Origin of the sequence: Lysinibacillus sp. OL1, from assembly GCF_004332175.1 — a bacterium.
GTDB lineage: Bacteria > Bacillota > Bacilli > Bacillales_A > Planococcaceae > Lysinibacillus > Lysinibacillus capsici.
Genome location: NZ_SJDS01000011.1, coordinates 13,348 through 39,028, shown reverse-complemented (window position 1 = coordinate 39,028; position 25,681 = coordinate 13,348). Strand labels below are relative to the sequence as shown.

Below are 25,681 nucleotides of genomic sequence, written 5' to 3'. Positions count from 1 at the left end.
AGTGCCATATTTAAGCATTATTGTCCCTGTTTATAATACGGAACCTTACTTAAAAATGTGTCTTGATAGTATTATGAGACAGGAGTTCGTAGATTTTGAGTTGATATTAGTAAATGATGGCTCGACTGATAACTGCTCAGTAATCTGCGATGAATATGCCCAATTTGATACAAGAATTACCGTCATTCATCAAGCAAATAGTGGTGCTGTCAGTGCTCGTAAAGCAGGGCTAAGGGTCGCCAAAGGACAGTATATTGGGTTTGTAGATAGTGATGATTGGATTGAAGTTGATATGTATAAATTATTATGTAATACTGCACGTGATTTTGATGTAGATATTGTTATTTGTGACATTGTAGAAAATTATCCACATCAAGAAGTGAAGAGCTCACAGCTTGTCGCGCCCGGTTTGTACAGGAAGGATAGGATGGAAAAAGAAGTATATCCAATTATGCTATATTCGGGCGAGTATTACCGTTTTGGCTTATATCCATCTTTATCTAATAAAATATTTAAAAGAGATCTATTAGAGAAAAATCTCTTTGATGTGGATGATCAAATTTGCATGGGGGACGATGCTGCTTGTACATATCCTAGTTTACTTGATGCACAAAGTATTTATATATTAGAAAATCAGTATCTCTACCATTATCGTCAGCATTCTTCTTCCATGACGGCTAGTTATGATCAGATGTTTTTTAAAAAAGTACTTGTGTTGTATGAACAATTGAAAGTTTTAAAGTACAGGAAAGCAGACCAGGTTCCTAATTTTGCTGAACAACTTCAGTATTATTTTACTTATTTAGTGATGGCAGCGGTGAATAATGAATGGAATAGATTCAACCATAAGCGTTTACATGAAAAGCGTACCTTTATTAAGAAAATGTTGATTCATGAAGCGTTTCATGGATCGTTGCATGCGATTCGTATGACAAATATGCCGCTCAAATCAAAGGTCTATACTTGGTTACTAAAGAAAAAACAAATTCTTTTACTTTTCATGTTGAATAGGCTTAATCGGCGGATCAGTGATTGCAAAAGTTTAATTCCTACTTTTATTAAAAGAAAAGGTGCTTACCAGCATGAGAACTAGGAGAGTAGTTTTAAATTTAATGGCTAATGTATTGCTACAAGTTATTACAGCGGTTATTAATTTTATTTTACCTCGACTATTTATGACAACATACGGCTCTGCTACAAACGGGCTAGTTTCGTCGATTAAGCAATTTTTAAGTTATTTAAAAATAGTAGAGGCTGGGGTTGGTAATGCATCTATAGTGGCACTTTATAAGCCACTAGCCAAGGGCGATAAAGACCAAATAAATGGAATTCTTTCAGCAACTAATCTTTTTTATAGACGTTCGGGTTATGTCTTTGTTGGATTAGTCGCCATTTTGGCTATTTGTTATCCGTTACTAGTAGGAGATGAAGTGAATCCACGAACGGCTCTTTACATGGTACTTATTTTGGGCATTAGTGGCATGTGGGAGTATTTTTTTATAGGGAAATATTTAGTTCTGCTGTCGGCAGATCAAAAAAGCTATGTTATTTTTCGCATTCAAACAATGTTGCTTTTTGCGAGTGCACTATTGTCAGTTACTTTGATAGCATTTGGTTTTTCCATCGTTATTGTTGTTGCTAGTTCAAGTGCCATATTATTACTGGATGTTCTTTTTTTAAGGTTGTATGTTAAAAAGAAATATCCATATTTCAATAGTAAAAATCAAGCAAATAGGTTAGCAATTAAAGATAAATGGGATGCTTTAATTCATCAAATTGCCTCGTTAGTAGTATTTAACACACCGTTTATTTTAATAACGATTTTTCTAGGCTTAACAGAAGTCAGTGTGTTTACTGTTTATAGTATGGTGTTTAATGCAGTCACATTGTTTATATCTACTTTTTCAGGGGCGATATTAGCAGCCTTTGGCGACATTCTTGTCAAAGAGGACAAGGACGTTCTTCGGAAATATTTTCATCATTTTGAATATATTTTTTATGGCATCATTGCTTTTAGTTACACATGTACAGCTATTTTAATATTACCATTTATAAAGATTTATACAGCAGGTATTGAAGATGCCAATTACATAAGGCCTTGGTTGGCAATATTGTTTGTCATTGTAGGAGTAGCGAACACAATTCGGATTCCTGCGAATACGTTAGTGAACGCTGCAGGACATTTTAGAGAGACGAAAAATCGTGCCATTATGGAAGCATTAATCAACCTAGTAGTTTCTCTTGTTTTTGTACAGTATTTTGGCGCAGAAGGAATATTACTGGGAGGAATTTGTTCATATGGCTATCGTACTTATGATTTAATCATTTATTCTTCAAAAAAGATTTTACAAAATTCACCTAAAGATACTGTCAAAAAAATTGTGCAAAATAGTATCTTTGCACTTACTGCAGCGACACCATTTATATTTTTTATCGAGCTCCATATTACATCTGCAGGTTCATGGCTTGTAGCCGCTATATGTATTTCCTTATGGACGATGTTTATTTTATTAGTAGGTAATTTTATTATTGAGCCTCAAACAATGCGAGATATTTTGGTGCAATTAAAGCGAACAATTACCGATAGTAAATAATTTTATCCCTGCATTTAGTAAGGTAAGTAGCATAATAGAAAGGCGATTTGATCCCTTGAAATGGCAGGTGATGGTGATGAAGCGAGAAGTCAAAGAAATATATTTACTACGATTCGTTGCTTGCTTAGGAATTGTGTTAATGCATAGTGTTACGTTGGCATTAAACATGTATGACATAGAAGAAGGTCCACTATTCGTAATCCTGACATCTATTCAGCTGATCTTTATGTTCGGGACACCTCTTTTTATATTTATCTCAGAGTTTGTCATTGCCTATTCCTATTCAGATCGTTTGCCGAAAAAGTTTTATGTAAAACGTTATAAATATATGTTAATGCCATTTCTTTTTACTGGACTACTTGATGCCGTTCTTAAATCAATCGAATCACCTTCTATTGAATTTGCCAAAAAACTAATACTAAATTATTTGGAAGGTGATTTCCATGGTTATTTTATCGTGATCATTTTTCAGTTTTATTTCATACATCCATTTTTTGTGAAATTTATTGCCTCAAGATACCCAGCCTCTCAAGTAATAATGACTGCATTTATCATTAATTTTAGTTACCTAGCCTTTTTTAATTTTTTGGATCCATTTAAGTATTTTCCTGATTTAGCGTATACTAGTTTACAATGGGATTTTTTTAATAAGATGCCATTTCCTGCGTGGATTGCTTATTTTGTAGTAGCTTATTACTGTGGAAAAAATTATGATAAGTTTCTATCGTGGTTACAGCGTTTTCGTTATCTGTTACTAGCAGTATTACTCATCACAGTAAGCCTTTTGCTAACCTCTCAATTATCAGGTATTATTACGGAAGTTCATTCAAAGAGAATAGACGTTATCCTTTATACATTCAGTGTAGCTTTTCTGTTATTTTTCATCGCGAGTAACAGAAGAAAAATGCCGAAATTTATCATTTTTATTAGTCGTTATTCCTTCGGTATATATTTATTACATCCCTTAGTGATTAGCCTACTTAAAATTTTTTTAACGAATTTTATCGAAACATTAAGTGTATTTTCTATCATTGCCATTTCATTTATTGTCAGTATCAGTTGCTCCATTTGTATAACATATATAATGAGTAAATGGAAATTCGGCTCGTTTTTTATAGGGCAACTCAATAACAATGGGGACTCTCATAAAAAAGATGCACCATTTCCCATCCAGAAATCCTAAATAAACTGGTATTTAAGTGTGTGAATGGCGTAAGGTTTGCGTTTTACTTTGCGATTGCCAAAGCAAAGATGGTAAACTAAAAGATGTTATTTAGAGAAAGTGTGGTCTTGCATAATGAAAGTTCTATTTATTGGTGATATTGTTGGTTCAATTGGTCGAGATGCGGTGGAAAAATATTTACCTCGCTTAAAAAAGAAGTATAATCCAGATGTTGTGATTGCAAATGGGGAAAATGCTGCAGCAGGACGAGGGATTACTCGTAATATTTATAATAGCTTGCTGCAAATGGGTGTAGATGTTATTACAATGGGTAATCATACATGGGACAATAAAGATATTTTTGATTTTATCGATGACGCGGATTACTTAATCCGTCCGGCAAACTTTTCAAGTGAAGCACCTGGTAAAGGTATGGTCCAGATTTCTAAAAATGGCGTGACATTATCTGTCATTAATTTACATGGTCGCGTATTTTTACCACCACATGAGGATCCGTTTGCAATGGCAGATCAATTGATTGCAGAGGCTCGACAAATATCTCCACTTGTCTTCGTGGATTTCCATGCTGAAGCGACTAGTGAAAAAATCGCTCTTGGTTGGCATTTAGATGGAAAGGCTTCAGCGGTTGTTGGGACACATACACATGTGCAAACAGCAGATGCAAGAATTTACCCGCAAGGTACAGCTTATATCACGGATGTTGGTATGACAGGGCCGTACGATGAAATTTTAGGTATGACAAAGGAAAGTGTCATCTATAAATTCCAAACAAACATGCCATCTCGTTTTGAAGTTCCGAAAAAAGGGCGAGAGGTTTTAAGTGGTTTCTTTGTCGAGATGGATGATCGAACAGGAAAAGCTATTGCCTGTGAACGCATTTATATAAATGAAGACTATCCATTTCAAGGGTAGATAAGTCGAAGAATGTTTTTTTACGTTTCTTTTACGGGGATATAGGTTTCTTTGTCAAACTAGTCTATTTCCGTTTTGCGGAGCATAAAATGTGCTACGGACAATAACTTGAGGTCCAAAAAGGGGGACATGAGTTGTTGAGCGTAAACACTATTCGCGAAACGGGGAGGAATAATTGTGGATTCATTAAAAGTATCATCACGCTCTAATCCAAATTCAGTTGCAGGTGCATTAGTCGCGGTAATCAGAGAAAAAGGGCAGGCAGAAATGCAAGCAGTTGGGGCAGGTGCACTTAACCAAGCCGTGAAAGCAGTGGCCATTGCACGCGGATTTGTAGCGCCAAGTGGCACAGATTTAATTTGCGCGCCGGCGTTTGCCGATATTTTGATTGCTGGAGAAGAACGAACAGCATTGAAGCTGCTAGTAGAAAAACGTATTCGATAAAAAAGTAATGAAGTAAAATGCTCTGTCACATACTATTGTGGTGGAGCATTTTTTCGTTTTCCTGTTTTACATATGATAGTTGTCACTTGAAATAGGGGCGTGATTTTGCTTAGATTTGAAAATTACAACTTTATGAACAGGATTTTCAGTCAAAGGTCTGATTTTCGCCTAAATCGTGGAGAAACAATAGTCCAGACGGTTTCTTCGTGTTAAACTTATGAAGGAAAAATAATAGTACACATTGGATTTAAGGAGTTGTTGACATGTTACATCAGCTTTCATGGAAAGTCGGTGGGCAACAGGGTGAAGGGATTGAGAGTACAGGTGAGATTTTCTCAATGGCAATGAATCGTCTAGGTTATTTCCTATACGGTTATCGTCACTTCTCTTCTCGAATTAAAGGTGGCCATACGAATAATAAAATTACAGTTCGTCCAACAGAAGTACGTTCAATTGCGGATGATTTAGATATTTTAGTGGCATTCGATCAAGAAACAATTGATGTCAATTATAAAGAGCTTACAGAAAAGGGTATTATTTTAGCCGATGCAAAATTTGATCCTGTTAAACCTGAGGATTCTAAAGCACCATTATTTGCAGTACCGTTTACAGAAGTAGCAGCAGAGCTTGGTACTTCGTTAATGAAAAACATGGTGGCTATCGGGGCAACTGCATCATTGCTAAACCTAGAAGATGCAGTATTCCAAAATGTTGTCGATGATATTTTTGGTAAAAAGGGCGAAGAAGTCGTTCAAAAAAATATGGAAGCCATTACACGTGGTCGTCAAATTATGAATGAGCTATTAGTTGATCGTATAGGCGAATGGGAGCTTGCACCTGCCGATGGTAAACGTCGTATGTTTATGATTGGGAATGATGCGATAGCACTTGGTGCATTAGCTGCTGGGACACGCTTTATGGCAGCATACCCAATTACACCTGCTTCTGAAATTATGGAATACTTGATTAAAAAATTACCGAAATTCGGTGGTACGGTCATCCAAACGGAAGATGAGATTGCAGCAGCAACAATGGCTATTGGTGCAAACTTTGGTGGTGTACGTTCCTTTACCGCTTCAGCTGGTCCTGGTCTTTCATTGATGATGGAAGCAATCGGTCTTTCAGGTATGACAGAGCAACCTTTAGTAGTAGTGGATACACAACGTGGAGGCCCTTCAACTGGGTTGCCAACTAAGCAAGAACAATCTGACTTGATGGCTATGCTTTACGGTACACATGGAGAGATTCCTAAGGTAGTCATTGCACCTTCGACGATGGAGGAAGCTTTCTTTGATACGATCCAAGCATTTAACATTGCAGAGGAATTACAATTACCAGTAATCTTAATGACAGATCTACAATTATCCCTAGGAAAACAATCTGTAGAGCCATTTGATTATGATAAAATTGAAATTCGTCGCGGTAAAATTGTGATGGATGATCTTGAGGAAGCGGCAGATAAAGCCTACTTCAAGCGTTACGAAGATACAGAAGATGGTATTTCACCTCGTGTATTACCAGGTACATTACATGGTATTCATCACGTTACAGGTGTTGAACATGATGAAACAGGGAAGCCATCTGAGGCAACGGGTAATCGCCAAACTCAAATGGATAAACGCTTCCGTAAATTAGAGAGCTTGAAATTTGATAACCCAGTCTTTGTCAATGCACCACATGAGGAAGCCGATATTTTATTAGTAGGCTTTAATTCAACAAGAGGAGCTATTGAAGAAGTGCAAGAACGTTTGAATGCACAAGGAATGAAAGTGAATCATGCACATATTCGTTTAATTCACCCATTCCCTTCTGCAGAAATAGCACCTCTTGTTGCACAAGCGAAAAAGGTGATCGTTGTAGAAAATAACTATACAGGTCAATTAGCTAATATTATGAAGATGAATGTTGGTGGTCACGATAAAATCGCGACAATCACTAAATATAATGGTACACCATTCTTGCCAGGTGAATTAGAAAATCGTGTGAAGGAGTTGACTCGCTAATGGCAACATTTAAGGATTTTCGTAATACAGTGAAACCAAACTGGTGCCCAGGCTGTGGAGACTTCTCAGTACAAGCAGCTATTCAACGTGCTGCTGCAAATGTCGGCATTGAACCAAATGAACTTGCTGTCATTTCAGGCATTGGATGTTCAGGTCGAATTTCAGGATATATCAATTCTTATGGATTCCATGGTATTCATGGTCGTGCACTACCAATTGCACAGGGATTGAAAATGGCTAATCGTGATTTACATGTTATCGCTTCTGGTGGTGATGGTGATGGATTTGCGATTGGTATGGGGCATACCATTCATGCCATCCGCCGTAATATTGATATAACTTATATTGTAATGGATAACCAAATTTATGGTTTAACAAAAGGTCAAACATCTCCACGTTCAGCTGCTGGATTTATTACAAAATCTACACCAGGTGGAGCGATTGAGCCATCATTGAAACCATTAGAGGTAGCATTAACAAGTGGTGCAACATTTGTGGCGCAAGGCTTTTCTACAGATATTAAAGAATTAACAGCACTAATTGAAGCTGGTATTAACCATAAAGGTTTCTCATTTATCAATGTCTTTTCACCTTGTGTTACGTATAACAAAGTGAACACATATGATTGGTTTAAAGAAAATTTAACAAAATTAGCAGATGTTGAAAATTATGATCCCTCAGATCGTGGTATGGCAATGCGTACAGTAATGGAACACGAGGGTTTAGTAACAGGCATTATTTATCATGATACGGAAACAACGTCGTATCAAGAAAAAGTACCTGGCTACTCTGAGTTACCATTAACAGATATCGATATCAAAATGAGCGAAAATGATTTTAATGATTTAGTAAAAGAATTTATGTAAAATTGATAGAATCGAAGCATTTGGAATGAAGTCATTCCAAATGCTTTTTTTCATGCTTTAGAAAAGAATTACGAGCGATTGCGGATAAACGCATGGCTAACCCTAGTAATTGTTAGGGGATCCTTATGAAATCCTTATATTTATTTTTTACACTAAGGTCATCGAAAGGATGATGACTAATTATGAAAGACTTGATTTTGAAAACAAACAATTTGAATAAAGCGTTTAAAGGACAAAAAATCGTCGATAATTTATCGTTAGAAATTAAACGTAATTCAGTTTATGGCTTACTTGGACCTAACGGAGCGGGAAAATCTACAACCTTAAAGATGATAACGGGCATGCTACGACCTAATGCTGGAGATATCATTTTTAATGGACATCTATGGTCACGAAAAGATCTGCAGGATATCGGGGTTTTAATTGAAACACCCCCCTTGTATGATAATTTATCAGCTGAAGAAAATCTAAAAGTTCGAACGATCGCGTTAGGCATACCACAAAGTCGGATTGACGAAGTATTGGAGATTGTAGATTTAACGAACACGGGGAAAAAACGAGCAGGTCAGTTTTCTTTAGGAATGAAGCAACGTTTGGGCATAGCAATTGCACTGTTAAACAAACCGAAACTGTTAATTTTAGATGAGCCAACAAATGGTTTGGATCCAATTGGTATACAAGAGCTTCGTAAGCTCATTCGCTCATTTCCAGAACAAGGTATTACTGTTATATTGTCTAGTCATATTTTGCCTGAGGTAGAACAAGTCGTGGATGATATTGGCATTATTGCTGGTGGCAAGCTTGGCTATCAGGGACCAGCTCCACAAGGTCATGAATTAGAATCACTATTCATGCAGGTTGTCACTGCCAACAGAAAGGCAGGTCATTAGCATGTTAGCCATCATAAAAGCGGAACAATTAAAGTGGAAGCGAACTTTTATTCCCAAACTACTTTGGCTTACGCCACTTATAACCTTACTTATAAGCGCTGTACTTATGGGAGGTGAATATTTTCAAACAGGAGCTTATAACTGGTGGTATACGATGCTTCTGCCAGGTGCACTGACAATTTGCTGTGCCTTAGTGATTGAAAAGGATAAGAAGTTGAAATACCATAGTATACTTGCACTACCACTTGGCCTCAAAAGGGTTTGGTTAGGAAAAATACTTTCATCAGGTGTATGGCTTGTCCTTATCACTAGTATGTTCTTTGGAGGCATTACAGCAGGGGGCTGGCTATTTGGTCACAGCTTACCAATCACAAGCAGCCTATTAAGTTCTCTAGTTATTTTCGTAACGTTTTTGTGGCAAATTCCCTTATGTCTTTTTTTGGCAGCTAAATTAGGAACCTATTTGGCTATTTTGTTCAATATAGTGGCCAATATCATTGGAATTGTAGTATTTGCAGATGGAGAGCTATGGTATTGCTATCCCTTTGCAATTGGTGCACGTTTATTATGCTCAACTCTCGGCATATTACCAAATGGTCTACCAGTACCTGAGGGTAGTTCCTTACTCAATCATGATGTTATATTTCCTGGCTTATTGATAACGATCGCTTGGTTTATCATAATCGCTTCACTCACGACAAAGTGGTTTCAAAAAAGGGAGGCAAAATAGAAAATGGACATGGTACGATTATTGAGAGCGGAAATTCTTAAAACAAGACGAACTCCATTACTACTTACCCATCTACTTGTCCCCATTGTTATTTCTGGACTGTTTTTAGCTTATTATTCCTATTCACCATGGGATTTTCACGGAAAAGTAACTGCCTATTTTCAAGGCCTAGCGTGTGGACTACCTATTATTATAGGATTAGTATGTGCAATGGCATCTGAGCAGGAAGCAAACGCTGGTCGTTTCCAAGGTCTGCTAGCTACAACAAACATAAAAATAAAGACATATATGAGCAAGCTTATCTTATTATTATTGTTTAGCTTTGGAGCCATCTTTCTATCTATAGCTATTTTTAGTTTTGGCTTTAGAGAACTATTACATGAAGTAGATTTGGGCTATTCATTTTATAGTATGGCTGCTTGTATTCTATTCGGCAGTCATGTGATTTTCTATATGTTACATTTATTTGTAAGCTTCCAATTTGGTAAAGGCGCTTCGATTGGTCTAGGTATTGTAGAAGCCCTACTGGTCGCCCTATTGCTGACAGGCTTAGGGGATGGTATTTGGCCCTTTTTACCGTATGGATGGAGCGGTCATTTTGTTTCTTTATGGATTTTATCATCGACAGGAACAAATTTAACATTGCTAGAAGCAAGTATCCAGACTAGTATAATATTGTGCTTAGGTGGAAGCATACTAGCTTTTGCATTATCTTGCCTATGGTTTTGGAGATGGGAAGGTAGAGCAGCTGAAAATTAGAGGGTGAATTATGGCAAATATATTAGTAGTGGATGATGAAGTGGATATTTTAATGCTGATAAAAAATGCACTTTATAAAGATAGTCACTTGGTAACCATTGTGTCTAAACCGACAGAAGTAGGCAAGATGGATTTAGGTTCCTTTGATTTAATTTTGCTTGATGTGATGATGCCTATTATGGATGGCTTTACATTGTGTGGGCAAATTAGGCATGCTGTAGATTGTCCTATTCTTTTTCTTACAGCTAAATCCTTAGAAGAAGATGTGATGTATGGTTTAGGCCTAGGCGCAGATGATTATTTGATTAAACCATTTGGCATTGGAGAGCTACGGGCAAGGGTGAATGCGCATATCCGACGGGAAAGCAGAGAGAAGCGGAACATCCTTTATAGCGATAAAGTTCACTTTAATCTTTCTGGTAAAGAATTGTTTGTTCAGAATGAGCGCGTTCTGCTAACTAAAAGTGAGTATGAAATATGTGAATTTTTAGCACGTCATCGCGGGCAAGTTTTTTCTAAAGAACAAATATACGAAACGATTTTTGGGTTTGATGGTAAAAGTGACAGTACAGCGATAACAGAGCATGTCAAAAATATTCGGTCAAAGCTACATGCGTTTGACATAGAAGTCATTGATACCGTTTGGGGGATCGGCTATAAATGGAGACGATAAAACCGAGGAAAGGAACACATCTTCATACATTTTTCCTGAGATATTTATTCTTTCTTTGCTTAGGTATCATTTTATTAGTGGCACTATTAATCGGTCTATTTATGTTTGCCTTTTCAGCTAATATTATTTTACCTGCAAATTATGCAGAGTCACAAATCACTTTAGCAAAAGATCGTATTGCTACAAGCAGTTCGGTAACGGACGAGATGATTCCTGATCTTGTCGAATATGCAGTGGTTTCAAATCAGGGAGAGTTTATTTCAGGCAATTTAACAAAAGAAGAGGCTTCCTATGCATGGCAGTTAAAACAAAAGGGAGAGAAGCAAGGAAGTTCTCAATTTTATGCATTTATTGAGCGCGGACAAGAAATATGTATTTTACGCTATAGTTTAGTCCCTGAGTATCGCTCTGCTATCATAAGAAATTATTTACCTAACCCGCAATTAACGGTTTTATTAGTTTTTATTATTGGAGTTGTTGTACAAGCAGCAGTACTTGCTGTTCATTTTGGCAGAAGACTAAAACAAAAAATGATGGGTTTACAAGAAGCTATTGAAAAAATCCAACATCAAAATTTAGATTTTCATTTAAAACCATCTGGGATTCGAGAAATTGATGATATTGCTCTTTCCTTTGAGCAAATGAAGGAAGCATTAAATACTTCATTGACACAACAATGGCAGGCAGAAAGATTGCGCAGAGAACAAATTTCAGCACTGGCACATGACCTGAAAACCCCATTGACGATTATTCGGGGAAATGCCGAACTTTTATTGGACACTGCCCAAGATGAAATGCAAAAAGAATTTAACCATTATATATTAAAAAATACGGTTGAAATTGAAAAGTTCACAAAGCAATTAATGGATCTTTCGAATGTGGAGCAAGGTGTTGTCACATCAAAATCGAATGTAGCCATGCATTTATTTATTCAAAAGGTCGAACAACAAATGAAAGCTCTTGCTTTAGAAAAAAATCTTAAAGTTAGTGTAGAAAAGATCAGGCTACCTACTTCCATTATGATAGAGGAAGAGCCTTTTTATCGGGCTCTATTAAATGTGATTGTCAATGCAGTTGAGCACACACCAAATAACAGCAAAGTCACTTTATCTGTTGAAGGAAAGGAGAATGTTATTCATTTTACTGTGAAAGATAGTGGTACTGGTTTTTCAGCAAAAGATTTAAAAGAGGCTACCAAACAATTTTATCGTGGAGACCCAAGTAGAAATACAACAAATCATCATGGTTTGGGCCTTTATATTGCAGAGTCAGTCATTAAAAAGCATGATGGGGTAATAACACTCGCTAATGATTCGATAACGGGTGGAGGAAAAGTGACAATCACTATTCCTGTTATGAGGATGTAGTAGCAGTTTATTTTTTCCAATTTACTTCAGGCAGAGATCAAAGTCATTGCCCTAATGAAGTTCTTCATGTTACCCTAGTAATAAATTTAGTCCTTTTTAATGGAAGTAAGGTTTTACAACTAACTATCCTTATAAAGGGCTTTTTTTATAGAAAAAAGTTTTAAGGGTACTTAAATGGAGGAGTTTTTTATGGCAGAAAGAGGTAGACCTAAAGGCGCAAGTGGAGAAGAAAGTCGCGCATTATTACTTGAAATTGCAGCGAAAGAGTTTGCGCAGCATGGATATCATGAAACGAAGGTGAGTACTATAGTAAAAAGTGCATCATTAAGTCAGCCTACTTTTTATCTGTACTTTAAAAATAAAGAGGCCATTTTTGAAGAATTAGAAAATCTTTTTCGCTTACGAATGATGGATTTAGCCAAAAAAAGCCGCTTACAGCCTGCATTAGAGCAAGCAACAGTAAGAGAACGTATTATCCATAACGTTAAGGAATTATTAGCGTTTTTTGCTAAGAACCCAAATTTAACACGGATTGGATTATCTTTATCGTCAAAGGCTGATGAAATAAAGGCACAAATCGTCAAGCAAATAAAAGAGAATCTGGATTATGAAGTAGATGCTGGCTACTTTCGGAAAGATTTAGATACACATATCGTTGCAGAGTGCTTAATAGGTATTATTGAGCGCTTAACATTTGTTCAATTACTGCCAAAGCAAAAAAAGCCAGAAGAGATAGCCCAACATATTGTGAATTTATTGGTAGATGGTATGTTGCCTAAAGAATAATCTGCAAAATAATCATGCTATTGGCAAAGAAAGTAAACATCTTGTTTTTTAATTAAATATTATTTATGAGTTATTGTTTTACAATTGATTCAATTTACTAGTAGAAGCAACGTATCAGAAAAGAATGGTATGAATAGATGGTCTAATGGATAGAAGAATTTAAAAATAAATCATGCTATTATCTAAGAGTAAGAAAATACTGATTTTTCTATTTTTCTAGTTGTATATTACTTCGGAGTAATATAAAATCTAAAATAAGTAGTGATTATCATTAGCTTATCTGATGGTTGTTCACTCAATAAAAAATGAAAGTGAGGTGAAAAATAATGATGTTTCCACCACCAGTTAATTTTCCAAAAGGGGATACAAAGCCCTTCGGTAAATAATTATTACCTTAAGGTCTGACTTTTTAGTCAGACCTCCTCTTTTGAAATTTAACCAGGAAGGCTGTTTACCATGCTTGAACCAATATATGAATTAGAAAATGTAACTTTCTACTATAAAAAAGGTAAATTTAGAGCAAATAATGGCATTTCACTGACTATATATAAAGGTGAAATAATTGGGTTATTAGGACCGAATGGCGCAGGAAAAACGACACTGATAAAGCAAATGATAGGACAGTTAGCACCAACAGAGGGATCCGTGAAATTTCATCAACAAGAAGTATCTAAGAATCCGAAGTATGTATTGAAACAGATTGCCTATTATTCACAGGAGACTTTTGCTTTATCATTTTTAAAAACATGGGAAGCCATTTATTTTACGGGTAGATTAAAGGGGCTTTCCAAAAAAGAGTCGAAGCAACAGACAGATAATATTTTGCTGAGGTTAGACATGGAAGCTTATCGAGATAAGCTATTGTCAAAGCTTTCGGGTGGTCAAAGAAGACTCATTAGTTTAGGAGCAACTTTGATTGGTCAGGCATCCGTTATGATTTTGGATGAGCCTACAAATGAGTTGGATCCATTAAAACGGAAATTAGTATGGGACATCATTCGTGAGCTTAACCAAAAGGGTACAACAATTATTTTAGTCACTCACAATATTTTGGAAGCTGAAAAAGTTGTTCATCGTGTAGCTGTTATAGATAACGGAAAGCTGTTAGCCATTGACCATGTCGAAAAGCTAAAGAGAAGAGTAGACCAAAGAATGCGTTTAGAAATTTATGCACAGGAGGCCTCTATTCACTATATCCAAGACAGACTGAAAGCTTTTGGACAAGCAGAATTAGTAGAGGATACAAAACTCACGATGTTAATCGAGAAAAATATGGTTCGTACTATTGTTGAAATAATACAGGATGAGACGTTGAGCATTAGCCAATACTCTCTATTTCCACCGAGTCTAGAAGATGTCTATTCATTACTTCAAGAACAGCAAAGGAGTGAATAGTTAATGAATGCCTTTAGTCAATTCTTTGTTGAATTACTTATTTTATTTCGTATACAAATAGCTATTGTAAGGCATCAATTATTATGGATTATTGCAATGTCTTCCATTTTCCCAATAGTTACTTTAGTTTTTCTCGAATTTTTACTGGGTGAATCTAGCTCTGAACAATTAGCACGATTAATTATCGGTAATATGATTTTTAGTATTCTATTAATGGGGATGAATATTTTAGGGCAGGATATCTCGTATCAAAAATTTGGGGGCTACTTTACATATTACTCGTCTCTTCCCATTCGAAAGGTTAATTTTATACTATCTTTATTATTTTATGGAATTTTAACTTCCTTACCATCTTTTGTCATTGTATTTACATTTGGTCAGCAAATTTATGGGGTGAATCTTCATTTTGAGTGGCTTCTACTACCAGTTGCTTTATTGGCGATTTTTAGTGTAGTAGGCATTGGTGTATTAATGGGTTTTTTATCTCCAAATCCTCAATTTACAAATATTGTAGCGCAATTTTTGTTGATGTTTGTTACTTTCTTAACACCAGTTATGATTGAACTGAAAGACCTTCCCATCGTTCTGCAGTGGATTTCCTACGTGTTACCTACAACATATGTAGCGAATGTATTACACGGTATGTTAACTGTTGGATGGACCAATTCTACATACATAGATGTTCTTATCTTACTTATTTTTTCCTGTATTTCTTATCTATTGATCAGTAAAAAAATACATTGGCGTGTTCAATAAATTATTTGAATAGGGAGTTAAATTTATAATGAAAACTTTTGAAACTAAGATAGAGCAGTATGCTGAATTGGTCATAAAAATAGGTATTAATATTCAACAAGGACAGACTTTAGTGATTTCTGCCTCGATAGCTGCTGCCGATTTTGTTCGGAGGGTTTGCCGACATGCCTATCTCAATGGTGCACATTATGTTTATATAAAGTGGATTGATGAAGAGCTTGCTCGAATTGAATTTGAATATATGACAGAGCAAGGCTTAGCCTATACACCAGATTGGCTTGTGAAGGGGTATGAAGAAATGGCGAGTAGTGGTGCTGCTTTTCTTTATATTATTTCACCCCACTTGCAAAATATGGAGGGAATAGACCCTGTAAAGGTAGAAAAAGCAGAGTATGCTTCTGCACTTGCTTTTCGTTCTTTTACCGAAAGATTGATTGGAATGGAAGTTAGTTGGACTGTTATTGTTTATCCGACGGAGCAATGGGCAGCATCTATTTTCCCTGATTTAGAGCCCAAAAATGCTCTTGAGGAATTATGGGAAAAGTTTTTTGAAATACTCAGATTAAATGAAGAGAGCCCACTACAAGCCTGGGAAAAGCATGTTGAAACATTAAATAAAACAGCCACGTTCTTGAATGAAAAGTATTTCCGTTATTTACATTTCATTAGCGAAGACACAAATTTAAAAATAGAACTACCACAAAATCATCGTTGGGTAAATGGCCTGGAAACGAATGACAAGGGAAGCTCATTTATTTGTAATATGCCAACTGAAGAAATTTATACAACACCACTCAAAAGAGGGGTAAATGGAATAGTCAAAAGTACAAAGCCATTAGTTTATGAAGGGCAGATCATTGATCAATTTACACTTACATTTAAAGATGGAGAAATTATAGATTTCTTTGCAGAAAAAGGGATGGATGCATTACAAAGTATTCTTCACAAGGACGAGGGTGCTAGATATATAGGTGAAGTTGCATTGGTTCCTCATGATTCTGCAATCTCTGCGAGCAATCTACTGTTTTATCATAATTTATTCGACGAGAATGCATCCAGTCATTTAGCCTTTGGGCAAGCCTATACTTCAGGCTTGAAAGAAGACGGTTTAAACTTAGAAAACATAAATAATAGTATGATCCATATTGATTTTATGATAGGCTCACAAAACTTGCAGGTTAATGGAATACGTGAGGACGGTACTGCCGAAGCGATTTTAGTAAATGGTAAGTGGGTAACGAAATAAGGGGGAAGATGAATGGAAATAGTGCAGTGTAAGACTGATAAGGATTATGAAAAATTCGCTGTTTTCTTTTTGCAAAATAGAAATATATTTGATGATATGTATCCGATTTTAGATACACTTGGTAGTTTATATGTCATGATAGAGGAAACAAATCTGCTTCTCTTTCAAAATATACACGAGGAAGTATTTGCTGCAGCAAGCTATACATTGGGTGTAAGAGAAGATCAATTTAAAAATAAACATATCGTTTTTATTGATTGCGCACTTTTAAAGAAAGAATATCAAAATACTCGATCCTTTGTTAAGGGTTTTCTACAAATGCTAAAACATATTTTAGAAGAACACCCAGAAGTGAAGGAAGTCCAATTTTATGCTTATCGCCATCATGGCTATATTCACCGTCTTTATAAAAAGTTTGCCACTATTATAGATGAAAAAGAAGGATATTTTGGAATGCAAGATGTCTTCTCTGTGGAATTTCACAAATTGACTACTTTTTTAGAGGAATTTAATAAAAAACAAACCATTTAAACGGAATGGATAAAGGGCTATTTCAGGCAATGTTTCTATAAAAAATGCTACAATAAAAGAAAAAAAGAGGCGATGTACGTGAATAACGTCATTGATTTTATTGCAAAAAAAAAGGAACGTGAAGACCGAAAGCGTGCTCAGGATTTAGAACGTTATGTAGCTACACAATGTAATTTTCAACACCCTGAAAATATTGATGCTCTTGTAGAGGACAAATTGATTGAGGTTAAAGATCATACGTTATTTCTTGGCTTTCTATCCATTTTAAAGGATGAGCAAATAGAACCGTTAGATATTTTTCAAGATGTCTTTTCATTAGAGCCCTCTCGTTTTGAAATGTCCTACAATATGAGATGGTGGTCAGTTGTGCAATTGGCATTTACATTTTTAACAATTCTCAAGGAAAATGAGCCGCATACATATGCTGATTTTTTAGGTCTCTCCAAATAATCTAAGTATGTGTACGTCTGTAAAGCAAACGTACACATACTTAGATTTTTCTTATCTTCCCCCGCTAGCTTTACAAGCCTACTTCATTTATTCATTAAATTCATAGATATTTATAATTCCTCAATAATTTTTACTAAATATTCTTAACACCTCCATACTTGCTTAATGTTTGTTTTATAACATAACGTTTGTAAGCAAATAAAAATAAAGCAAAACAAATGGAGGGTCCAACACATGGCAATTCAAAAACTGTGGAAAAAAGGTCTAATTGGTGCATTAGCTATTTCCATGTTGGCAGCTTGTTCTGACAGTTCATCTAGTGCAAATGAGGTAAACAAGGATTTATCGCTTGAGGACATTACAGAAAAAGCAAAGGAAGAGGGCACTGTTCATTCTGTCGGTATGCCAGATACATGGGCGAACTGGGTAGAAACCTGGGAGGAACTCGGGACCGAATATAGCATCAAACACAAGGATACGGACATGTCGAGTGCAGAGGAGTTAGCGAAGTTTGAAGCAGAGAAGGATGATGCTACGGCAGATATTGGAGATGTCGGGATTGCTTTTGGACCAATCGCTAAGGACAAGGGCTTAACATTATCATACAAAACGTCTTATTGGGATGAAATACCTGATTGGGCTAAAGATGATGAGGGACACTGGATTGTTGGCTATACAGGAACCATTTCTTTTTTGACAGATAAAAATAATGTGAAGAATGCTCCAACATCATGGGAAGACCTAAAAAATGGAGATTACACAGTAAGTATTGGGGATGCATTAACAGCTAACCAAGCACAGTTTGCCATCTTAGCAGCGGCTATGGCATTTGGTGGAGATGAGTCCAACATCCAGCCAGGTATAGATTTCTTTGCAGAATTAGCGAAGCAAGGACGTCTACAGGGAGATCCATCAGTAGCAAACCTAGAAAAAGGTGAAATAGATGTTGCGATCTTATGGGACTTTAATGCATTAGGTTATCGTCATCAAATTGATGAGGACCGCTTTGATGTAGTGATACCTAAGGAGGGATCTGTCACTTCTGGTTATGCAACGGTAATTAATAAATATGCCAAAAACCCACATGCTGCCATGCTAGCACGTGAATATATTTTATCTGATGCAGGTCAAGAAAATTTAGCAAAAGGCTATGCGCGTCCAATTCGGGACGGAGTGAAATTACCACAGGATGTAAAAGATTTACTATTACCTGCTGATATGTATACGAATGCACAACCTGTTAAAGACCAAAAGAAATGGGAAGATACAACAAAGCAAATCCCTCAACTCTATCAAGAGCAGGTATTAATCCATGCAAAATAACAAAGTGGTTCTTATTGTTATCGATGCCTTGCGCTTTGACACAGCCTGCACACATATGGGGTTCTTGCACCATTTAGTCGAGCGTCAGGTAGCTGCTCGCTATAAGGTTTGCTCAGAGGTGCCTTCTTTATCAAGACCATTGTATGAGACGATTTTAACAGGTACACCCCCTATTGTACATGGCGTTACCAGCAATATGACAGTGCGTTTATCGAAAGGGCAAAGTGTCTTTCATATCGCAAAGGAGCATGGTTTAACTACAGCAGCCTCCGCCTATTATTGGGTGAGTGAGCTTTATAATAGAGCGCCATTTAATCATATGGAGGACAGGCTACAACTCGATACACATTTACCAATTGACAATGGTATGTTCTATTTTGAGGATCATTATCCAGATAGTCATGTATTTACCGATGCAGCATGGTTAATGGCTCAAAAGCAGCCTGATTTTCTGTATATTCATCCAATGAATGTTGATGATGATGGTCACAAATTTACGGCAGATTCTGCTCAATATCGCAATCGAGTTTTAGCGATGGATGCTTTACTATCCTTGTTTATTCCAAAGTGTATGGCGCTGGGCTATGAGGTTATCGTTACGGCTGATCATGGCATGACAAGAGATGGTAATCATGGCGGTACAACACATGAGGATCGTCATGTCCCGCTATTTGTCATTTCAGATGCAGTAAAGGCTGGTATAAAAGAAGGCGTTATTTCCCAATTACAAGTTGCACCACTGTGCTGTCATTTATTAAATATTAAGCCTGCTGAAGATATGGTGCCACTCCTATTAGACGGTGTGTTTACAGCAAAAGAGGTTTAATTATATAGTAGTCGCTCTCATTATAAGGAGCGGCTATTATCCCCATGAGCCGCAAGTCATTTATAGAAAGAAGTGAGTGTGTTGATATCGAAGCGGCAATCCATTGCTTGGCTTTCACCTTTTCTTGTATTACTATTATTGTTTTTCTTAGTACCGCTCCTATATATGCTCATTACCAGCTTTCAAAATAGTGAGGGCTTTACTCTGAAGCAGTATGAATCAATTTTGACGAACGACTACATTCTTCAAGGTTTTAAAAATAGTATTACTTTATCTGTTATCTCAGCTATGATTGCGTTACTTATCACCTTGTTTGCAGTTTATGCCATGATGAAGTTTTCAGAGCCAGTACGGGAGAAGATTTTAATACTTACGAACTTAACCTCCAATTTTTCAGGTATTCCGCTAGCATTTGCTTTTATCGTTTTACTTGGCAATAGTGGTTTATTTACATTGTTATTTGACAAATGGGATATTGAGGCGTTGACATCCTTTTCATTATACAGTTGGAGCGGTTTGTTACTTATTTACATTTACTTTCAGCTGCCATTATCACTAATGCTGCTATATCCCATTTATGATGGAATTCAGCAACAGTGGAAGGAGGCGGCAGCCCTTCTTGGTGCATCTAGCTGGCAGTTTTGGATGAAAATTGGTCTCCCTGTTATGCTCCCAGGAATTGTGGGAACCTTTAGTGTATTGTTCGCCAATGCAATGGGCGCGTATGCCTCTGCTTATGCATTAACAAGTAGTAATTATAATTTAGTGGCGATTCGTATCGGCTCCTTAATAAAAGGTGATATTTTTGCTCAGCCAGAGCTAGCCAGTGCCATTGCAGTTATATTAGCAGTGACAATGGTGACGGCCATGCTGATCAGTGAGTGGAGCATCTCTAAAACAAGGAGGAAAGTAAAATGAAAAAGCGTGGTTTGGCTGATTTCTTTTTCCTTCTGCTCGTGGGATATTTACTATTACCTGTGTTAGCAACAATGCTCTATGCGTTTGCAACAAAATGGAATAAAACGATATTGCCAGAAGGACTCACACTAAAATGGCTTTCCACATTGTTTCAGGATACCGATTTTATTCAGGCATTTGGTCGTTCAGTATTTTTAGCAGGGGGGGCAGTTAGCATTGCACTCCTTGTCATTGTGCCAGCCATTTTCGTCATCATCCTATACTTTCCAAGATATGAAAAATGGATACAGATGGCAGTGGTGATGGTGTATTCTTTTCCAGGAATCATTTTAGCTGTAGGGCTTATACGCGTTTATAGCCAAATAGGTATACCGATGATATTTGTTGTTTTAGGTGCCTATGTTGTGGGAATTCTTCCTTATATCTATCAAGGTACACGAAATAGTTTAAGAAATATAGATGCGAGGCAGCTACTTGATGCCGCTCAATTACTAGGCGCAACCAAAAGGCAGGCATTCACAAAAATTTTACTGCCTACCGTTTATCCAGGCTTATTTGCGGGGGCATTGTTATCCTTCTCTGTCTTATTTGGTGAGTTTGTCTTAATTAATCTTGTTGTAGGTTCTCGCTTTGAAACCGTTCAAATTTATTTAATGAAAAAGCTTAGCACAAGTGGACATATTGCTAGTGCTGTTGTTTTCATCTATCTCGTGCTAATGGGTCTTTTAACATTCATCATTGCTATCGTAACGAAACGATCGAAAGGTGCTACAAATCTATGAGTTATCTTGTTATTGAAGGGCTTCATAAAAAATATGGACAAGTATCTGTTTTAACCAATATTCATATGGAAATTCAAAAAGGAGAATTTATCACACTATTAGGTCCTAGTGGCTGTGGAAAGAGTACGATTTTGCGTATTGTTGCAGGCTTAACAGATGCATCGGCAGGTAAGATTTTGATTGAAGGAAAAAATATGAGTGGCGTACAACCGAAGGATCGTCAAGTGGGTATGGTCTTTCAATCCTATGCACTTTTTCCTAATATGACTGTGCTCGAAAATGTTGCTTTTGGTTTGCGTATGCAAAAAGTTAATAAGGCAGATATAGAGCAGCGTGTTCATGAAATGCTAGCGCTTGTTCATCTAAGTGAGAAAGCTAATGCGTATCCGAAAGAATTATCGGGAGGTCAACAGCAGCGTGTTGCTCTAGCTCGTGCATTAATTGTCCGACCTAAAGTACTGCTATTAGATGAGCCGCTTAGTGCGCTCGATGCTCAAATTCGCAAAAAACTTCAAGCAGATTTACGAGCAATTCAGCGAAAATTAAATATGACAATGATTCTAGTTACACATGATCAGGAGGAGGCAATGGCTGTTTCGGATAGAATATTTGTCATGAATAATGGCAGCATTGCCCAAAATGGTACGCCAACGGAAATCTATACGAAACCAAATAATGAATTTATTGCTAATTTTATCGGTCATTATAATGTTTTTCCACGCCAAACTTTAGAAAAAATGCTTGGAGCATCTTTAATAGAGCAAGCCACGAAATTTGCTATACGACCTGAGGCGTTACATCTCGATCAACGAGATGGGGACTTATGTCTCTTTGGGGTTGCCAAACAATCATTAATGAGCGGCAATATTATTCGTACTACGTTTGAAGGAGAAATGGCGTTTACAATGGAACAACTGCATCAACAAGGGAATTCGATTGAAATGGGAAAATCCTATAAGTGTTATGTCGCACAAGAAGATGTGATTGCACTATCATGACTTACGCTAAACTGGAAAGATTTGAATTTATTTTAAAACAATTAGATTCTGAAGGAAAAATTATTGTTGCCAATATTGCCGATGCCCTTCAGGTAGCACCAGAAACAATTCGCCGAGACTTTGATGAATTAGAACAACAGCATTTATTAACAAGAGTTCATGGCGGGGCTATTAAATATACGAATGTACGTAATGAACCGGTATTTTTACGCAAGCTACAAATGCACAAGGACGCAAAGAGACAAATTGCTCGTATTGCTGCAAAACGCATTTGCGACGGCGATACTATTGCAGTAGATACAGGTACTACAACAGTACATATAGCCGATTTTTTACTAGCTGTGGAAGATATAACGGTTGTAACGAATTCAATTGCAGCAGCTATTCAATTTAATTTAGCCATAGAAGAACGACGCATGACAGGCAAGGTCATATTACTAGGAGGCACGGCGAATCCAAAACAATCTTCTGTTGCAGGTGCTATGACGTTAGAAATGCTAGATAATATGAATTTTGATAAGGCTTTTTTATCGTGTGGTGGCATGAGTGAGGGCATTGTTTATGATTACGATTTGGATGAATCTCTTATTTCAAAGAAAATGCTCAAACATAGCAAAGTGAGTTATTTATTAGCCGATGCATCTAAAATTAATGGCAAATCATTTTTTCAAATCTGTCATCTTGATGAATGTACAGAAATTCTTTGCGAAAGCACTTGTCCATTAGAATGGCAGGCGTATGAGGAAAAATGGACGATATGTAATGGAGGGAAGAGTGGATGACAATTGATTATCACGTACATTTAGAAGAGGGACCTTATTCATTTCGCTGGCTAGAGCGTACATCGCAGGCACTGGAGTTTTTTCATTCGGATGATGAAACGGAAAAAGGCTCCAAACAACAAATAACTTGTCATTTACAGCGGCTAGCAAGGCGTGTGAAAAATGGCTGTTATAGTGAGGAATGGTTGGATTTATATCTCGAACAGGCAAAGCAGCTTGGCTTACGTGAGGTGGGGATTGTCGATCACTTATATCGATTTCAACAAACGCGTGCCTATTTTGAGCGCTTTATGAGGCTGGATGATAGTGAAATTGGGCAAATTCAGCGCTATTGGCTGGATCGTGTGATGACAGAAAATATGGATACTTTTGTGACGACCATTCAGCAGGCGAAGGAAAAGTGGCGTCAACATGGCATTACACTGAGACTTGGTATAGAGGCAGATTATTTTATTGGTGGAGAGGAGGAATTAACGGCTTTACTAGCAGGCTATCCTTGGGATTATGTAATTGGTTCTGTTCATTTTGTTGATGGGTGGGGCTTTGATAATCCACAAACACAATATCTTTTTGAGCAAATGGATCAACCCTCTTTACAACAAAATTATGAGCGTTTTTTTAAAGCAGTAGAGAAAATGATTCAATCCAATATGTTTGATTTTGTTGCTCATTTAGATAATTTTAAAGTATTTAATTATCAGGTGGAGGATCGTACGTTTCTTGAAGTTTGGTATAAACGTATTGCAAAGGCACTAACGTCTACTGAAACCGCCACTGAAATCAATGCCGGGCTGTATTATCGTTACCCTGTACAGGAAATGTGCCCGGGTCCTCGTTTTTTACAAATCTTACTTGAGCATGGAGTTGCTTTTACTGTATCCTCTGATGCACATTTCCCAGATGATTTAGGTAAATATACATTTGCCAATACAGAGCTGCTAAAGGGTTATGGCGTTCAAGCTATTGCCTCCTTTGAACAGCGAGTGAAAAAAATGATGACGTTATAGGTTGAGTAAAGGGCACTAAAGCTTCAATGTAGTGCCTTTTATTCGTATTACATAAGTACAATTTTACTCGCATACAAATGATTAAATTCATTTTTATAATGTGAGGCGATTCAGATTGACATCTATTAAAGAACAACCCTTTTTACCTATTATTATACAATCGGGTCAGCATGCATACGGGGTAGCCCGCTCATTTTATGCAGCCTACCGCATGAAAAGTCTTGTCATTGAGCCAGCAAAAAAAGGGAGGACGATGCGCTCACTCCTTTTGAAAGGCTCACAGGGAATTGCCACGCAGAATAGCGGTATTCTGGATTTTCAATACGTTGAACATTTAGATGATCCTACCCGTTTTGTACAAGCGCTAGTGGGATTGGCCATGCAGTGCCAACAAAAGAAATTGATTTTATTAGTTTGTGACTGCTACTATGCAGAGCTTATCATTGAAAATAAAGAGCAGCTTGAAAAGTACTTTATTTTACCTTACATTGATCAGGCTTTACTAAATAGGGTGCAAACAAAGGAGAAGTTCTACAGGCTTTGTGATAAATATCAGTTAAAATACCCCAAAACCATCATTATAACAAAGGAACATCATTCAAATAGAGAAATTCCAATCCAGTATCCCATTATTATTAAACCCTCCAATACCGTGGCCTATACGAACTGTTCCTTTCCTGAAAAGAAAAAAATATATCTAGTGCATGATGCACATGAGATGCAGCACATCTTTCGCTGTATTTATCGTTCTAGCTATCAAGACACCTTAATCGTTCAAGAATTTATTCCAGGCGACGATTCCTATATCCGTGTTCTAGATGTATATGTAGGAAGAGATCGAAAAGTAAAATTAATGTGTGTTAGCAACAAGCTACTCGAAGATCCATCTCCACAAAACAAAGGTATTTCTTTAGCTGTTATGACCGATTATGATGAACAGCTAATGGAATCCATTCGGCATTTTTTAGAGGACATCGGCTATACGGGCTTTGCTAATTTTGATATGAAATATGATGCAAGGGACGGGAAATACAAGCTCTTTGAAATGAATTTGCGAGCAGGGGCTTCAAGCTACTATGTGACCGCAAGCGGGTATAATTTAATGCAATATGTGGTGGATGATTATTTATACCAGGTTAATCATGAACGAACATATGTCCAGACGAAGCATGTATGGTCACTACTTCCTTCAAAAACACTATTTAAATACATGAAGAATGAAAAATTAAAAATAGAAGCAAAGCAATTAATGAAAGAAGGGCAATACACGGATGCATTACTATATAAAGAAGATATGAATATCAAGCGTTGGATAAAGCTGAAATTGTATCATTCATATTTACAGATAAAATACAGCAAGTATTTTAATAAGAGCAATAGTTAGCAAATGTGAACGCATGGATAGGACATTAAAACTTTCAGGATAGAACGCCAGAGCTGATGGATAATTACGCCTATCT

General features: G+C 36.8%; 26 protein-coding genes. All 26 read left to right on the top strand.

Going from position 1 to position 25,681, the window contains the following annotated elements; translation table 11 throughout:
- Window position 1 precedes the first annotated feature (1 nt).
- On the top strand, window positions 2–1,093 hold the full coding sequence (locus EW028_RS18205) for a glycosyltransferase family 2 protein (RefSeq protein ID WP_131521856.1): 1,092 nt from the start codon (window positions 2–4) through the stop codon (window positions 1,091–1,093).
- Window positions 1,083–2,594 carry a lipopolysaccharide biosynthesis protein gene (locus EW028_RS18200; RefSeq protein ID WP_131521855.1) on the top strand — a complete coding sequence of 504 codons (1,512 nt, stop codon included), beginning with the start codon at window positions 1,083–1,085 and terminating at the stop codon, window positions 2,592–2,594. The genes EW028_RS18205 and EW028_RS18200 overlap by 11 nt, the downstream gene beginning before the upstream one ends.
- 55 nt (window positions 2,595–2,649) lie before the next feature.
- On the top strand, window positions 2,650–3,777 hold the full coding sequence (locus tag EW028_RS18195; protein WP_227744979.1) for an acyltransferase family protein: 1,128 nt from the start codon (window positions 2,650–2,652) through the stop codon (window positions 3,775–3,777).
- 114 nt (window positions 3,778–3,891) lie between these two features.
- Entirely contained in the window at window positions 3,892–4,689 is a 798-nt protein-coding gene (locus tag EW028_RS18190) for a TIGR00282 family metallophosphoesterase (protein ID WP_048391507.1), read from the top strand.
- A 177-nt stretch (window positions 4,690–4,866) separates the two neighbouring features.
- Window positions 4,867–5,133, top strand: coding sequence for a stage V sporulation protein S (locus EW028_RS18185; protein WP_004224903.1), 267 nt, complete (start codon window positions 4,867–4,869; stop codon window positions 5,131–5,133).
- A gap of 263 nt (window positions 5,134–5,396) precedes the next feature.
- Entirely contained in the window at window positions 5,397–7,136 is a 1,740-nt protein-coding gene (locus EW028_RS18180) for a 2-oxoacid:acceptor oxidoreductase subunit alpha (RefSeq protein ID WP_131521853.1), read from the top strand.
- On the top strand, window positions 7,136–8,002 hold the full coding sequence (locus tag EW028_RS18175; RefSeq protein ID WP_131521852.1) for a 2-oxoacid:ferredoxin oxidoreductase subunit beta: 867 nt from the start codon (window positions 7,136–7,138) through the stop codon (window positions 8,000–8,002). The genes EW028_RS18180 and EW028_RS18175 overlap by 1 nt, the downstream gene beginning before the upstream one ends.
- A 182-nt stretch (window positions 8,003–8,184) precedes the next feature.
- On the top strand, window positions 8,185–8,892 hold the full coding sequence (locus EW028_RS18170) for a lantibiotic protection ABC transporter ATP-binding protein (RefSeq protein WP_131521851.1): 708 nt from the start codon (window positions 8,185–8,187) through the stop codon (window positions 8,890–8,892).
- A 1-nt stretch (window position 8,893) separates the two neighbouring features.
- Complete coding sequence (locus EW028_RS18165; RefSeq protein WP_131521850.1) at window positions 8,894–9,622, top strand: lantibiotic immunity ABC transporter MutE/EpiE family permease subunit; 729 nt, start codon at window positions 8,894–8,896, stop codon at window positions 9,620–9,622.
- 3 nt (window positions 9,623–9,625) lie between these two features.
- On the top strand, window positions 9,626–10,381 hold the full coding sequence (locus tag EW028_RS18160; RefSeq protein WP_131521849.1) for a lantibiotic immunity ABC transporter MutG family permease subunit: 756 nt from the start codon (window positions 9,626–9,628) through the stop codon (window positions 10,379–10,381).
- Between the two features lie 10 nt (window positions 10,382–10,391).
- Window positions 10,392–11,054, top strand: coding sequence for a response regulator transcription factor (locus EW028_RS18155; RefSeq protein ID WP_131521848.1), 663 nt, complete (start codon window positions 10,392–10,394; stop codon window positions 11,052–11,054).
- Window positions 11,042–12,421 (top strand): sensor histidine kinase, encoded by a 1,380-nt coding sequence (locus EW028_RS18150; RefSeq protein WP_131521847.1) that lies wholly within the window; start codon window positions 11,042–11,044, stop codon window positions 12,419–12,421. Before EW028_RS18155 ends, EW028_RS18150 begins: the two co-directional genes overlap by 13 nt.
- 189 nt (window positions 12,422–12,610) lie before the next feature.
- Window positions 12,611–13,207: a TetR/AcrR family transcriptional regulator gene (locus EW028_RS18145; RefSeq protein WP_131521846.1), complete on the top strand. Its 597-nt coding sequence runs from the start codon at window positions 12,611–12,613 to the stop codon at window positions 13,205–13,207.
- Between the two features lie 456 nt (window positions 13,208–13,663).
- On the top strand, window positions 13,664–14,602 hold the full coding sequence (locus EW028_RS18140) for an ABC transporter ATP-binding protein (protein WP_131521845.1): 939 nt from the start codon (window positions 13,664–13,666) through the stop codon (window positions 14,600–14,602).
- A 3-nt stretch (window positions 14,603–14,605) separates the two neighbouring features.
- A complete protein-coding gene (locus EW028_RS18135) occupies window positions 14,606–15,358 on the top strand; it encodes an ABC transporter permease (protein ID WP_131521844.1) in 753 nt (250 codons plus the stop codon).
- A 28-nt stretch (window positions 15,359–15,386) separates the two neighbouring features.
- The gene (locus EW028_RS18130) at window positions 15,387–16,604 is read left to right on the top strand and encodes an aminopeptidase (RefSeq protein WP_131521843.1); all 1,218 of its coding nucleotides are present in this window, start codon (window positions 15,387–15,389) and stop codon (window positions 16,602–16,604) included.
- A 12-nt stretch (window positions 16,605–16,616) separates the two neighbouring features.
- A complete protein-coding gene (locus EW028_RS18125) occupies window positions 16,617–17,135 on the top strand; it encodes a hypothetical protein (protein WP_131521842.1) in 519 nt (172 codons plus the stop codon).
- Window positions 17,136–17,207: 72 nt separating this feature from the next.
- A complete protein-coding gene (locus EW028_RS18120) occupies window positions 17,208–17,585 on the top strand; it encodes an ELKS/Rab6-interacting/CAST family protein (protein ID WP_227744978.1) in 378 nt (125 codons plus the stop codon).
- A 234-nt stretch (window positions 17,586–17,819) separates the two neighbouring features.
- Window positions 17,820–18,908 carry an ABC transporter substrate-binding protein gene (locus EW028_RS18115; RefSeq protein WP_131521841.1) on the top strand — a complete coding sequence of 363 codons (1,089 nt, stop codon included), beginning with the start codon at window positions 17,820–17,822 and terminating at the stop codon, window positions 18,906–18,908.
- Window positions 18,898–19,734: an alkaline phosphatase family protein gene (locus EW028_RS18110; RefSeq protein WP_131521840.1), complete on the top strand. Its 837-nt coding sequence runs from the start codon at window positions 18,898–18,900 to the stop codon at window positions 19,732–19,734. Before EW028_RS18115 ends, EW028_RS18110 begins: the two co-directional genes overlap by 11 nt.
- Before the next feature lie 72 nt (window positions 19,735–19,806).
- On the top strand, window positions 19,807–20,652 hold the full coding sequence (locus EW028_RS18105; RefSeq protein WP_193767400.1) for an ABC transporter permease: 846 nt from the start codon (window positions 19,807–19,809) through the stop codon (window positions 20,650–20,652).
- The gene (locus EW028_RS18100; RefSeq protein WP_131521838.1) at window positions 20,649–21,434 is read left to right on the top strand and encodes an ABC transporter permease; all 786 of its coding nucleotides are present in this window, start codon (window positions 20,649–20,651) and stop codon (window positions 21,432–21,434) included. The genes EW028_RS18105 and EW028_RS18100 overlap by 4 nt, the downstream gene beginning before the upstream one ends.
- Complete coding sequence (locus EW028_RS18095) at window positions 21,431–22,432, top strand: ABC transporter ATP-binding protein (RefSeq protein WP_131521837.1); 1,002 nt, start codon at window positions 21,431–21,433, stop codon at window positions 22,430–22,432. The genes EW028_RS18100 and EW028_RS18095 overlap by 4 nt, the downstream gene beginning before the upstream one ends.
- On the top strand, window positions 22,429–23,214 hold the full coding sequence (locus EW028_RS18090) for a DeoR/GlpR family DNA-binding transcription regulator (RefSeq protein ID WP_131521836.1): 786 nt from the start codon (window positions 22,429–22,431) through the stop codon (window positions 23,212–23,214). The genes EW028_RS18095 and EW028_RS18090 overlap by 4 nt, the downstream gene beginning before the upstream one ends.
- A complete protein-coding gene (locus tag EW028_RS18085; protein WP_131521835.1) occupies window positions 23,211–24,221 on the top strand; it encodes a histidinol phosphate phosphatase domain-containing protein in 1,011 nt (336 codons plus the stop codon). The genes EW028_RS18090 and EW028_RS18085 overlap by 4 nt, the downstream gene beginning before the upstream one ends.
- A gap of 115 nt (window positions 24,222–24,336) precedes the next feature.
- Complete coding sequence (locus EW028_RS18080; RefSeq protein WP_131521834.1) at window positions 24,337–25,605, top strand: carboxylate--amine ligase; 1,269 nt, start codon at window positions 24,337–24,339, stop codon at window positions 25,603–25,605.
- Window positions 25,606–25,681: the final 76 nt, after the last annotated feature.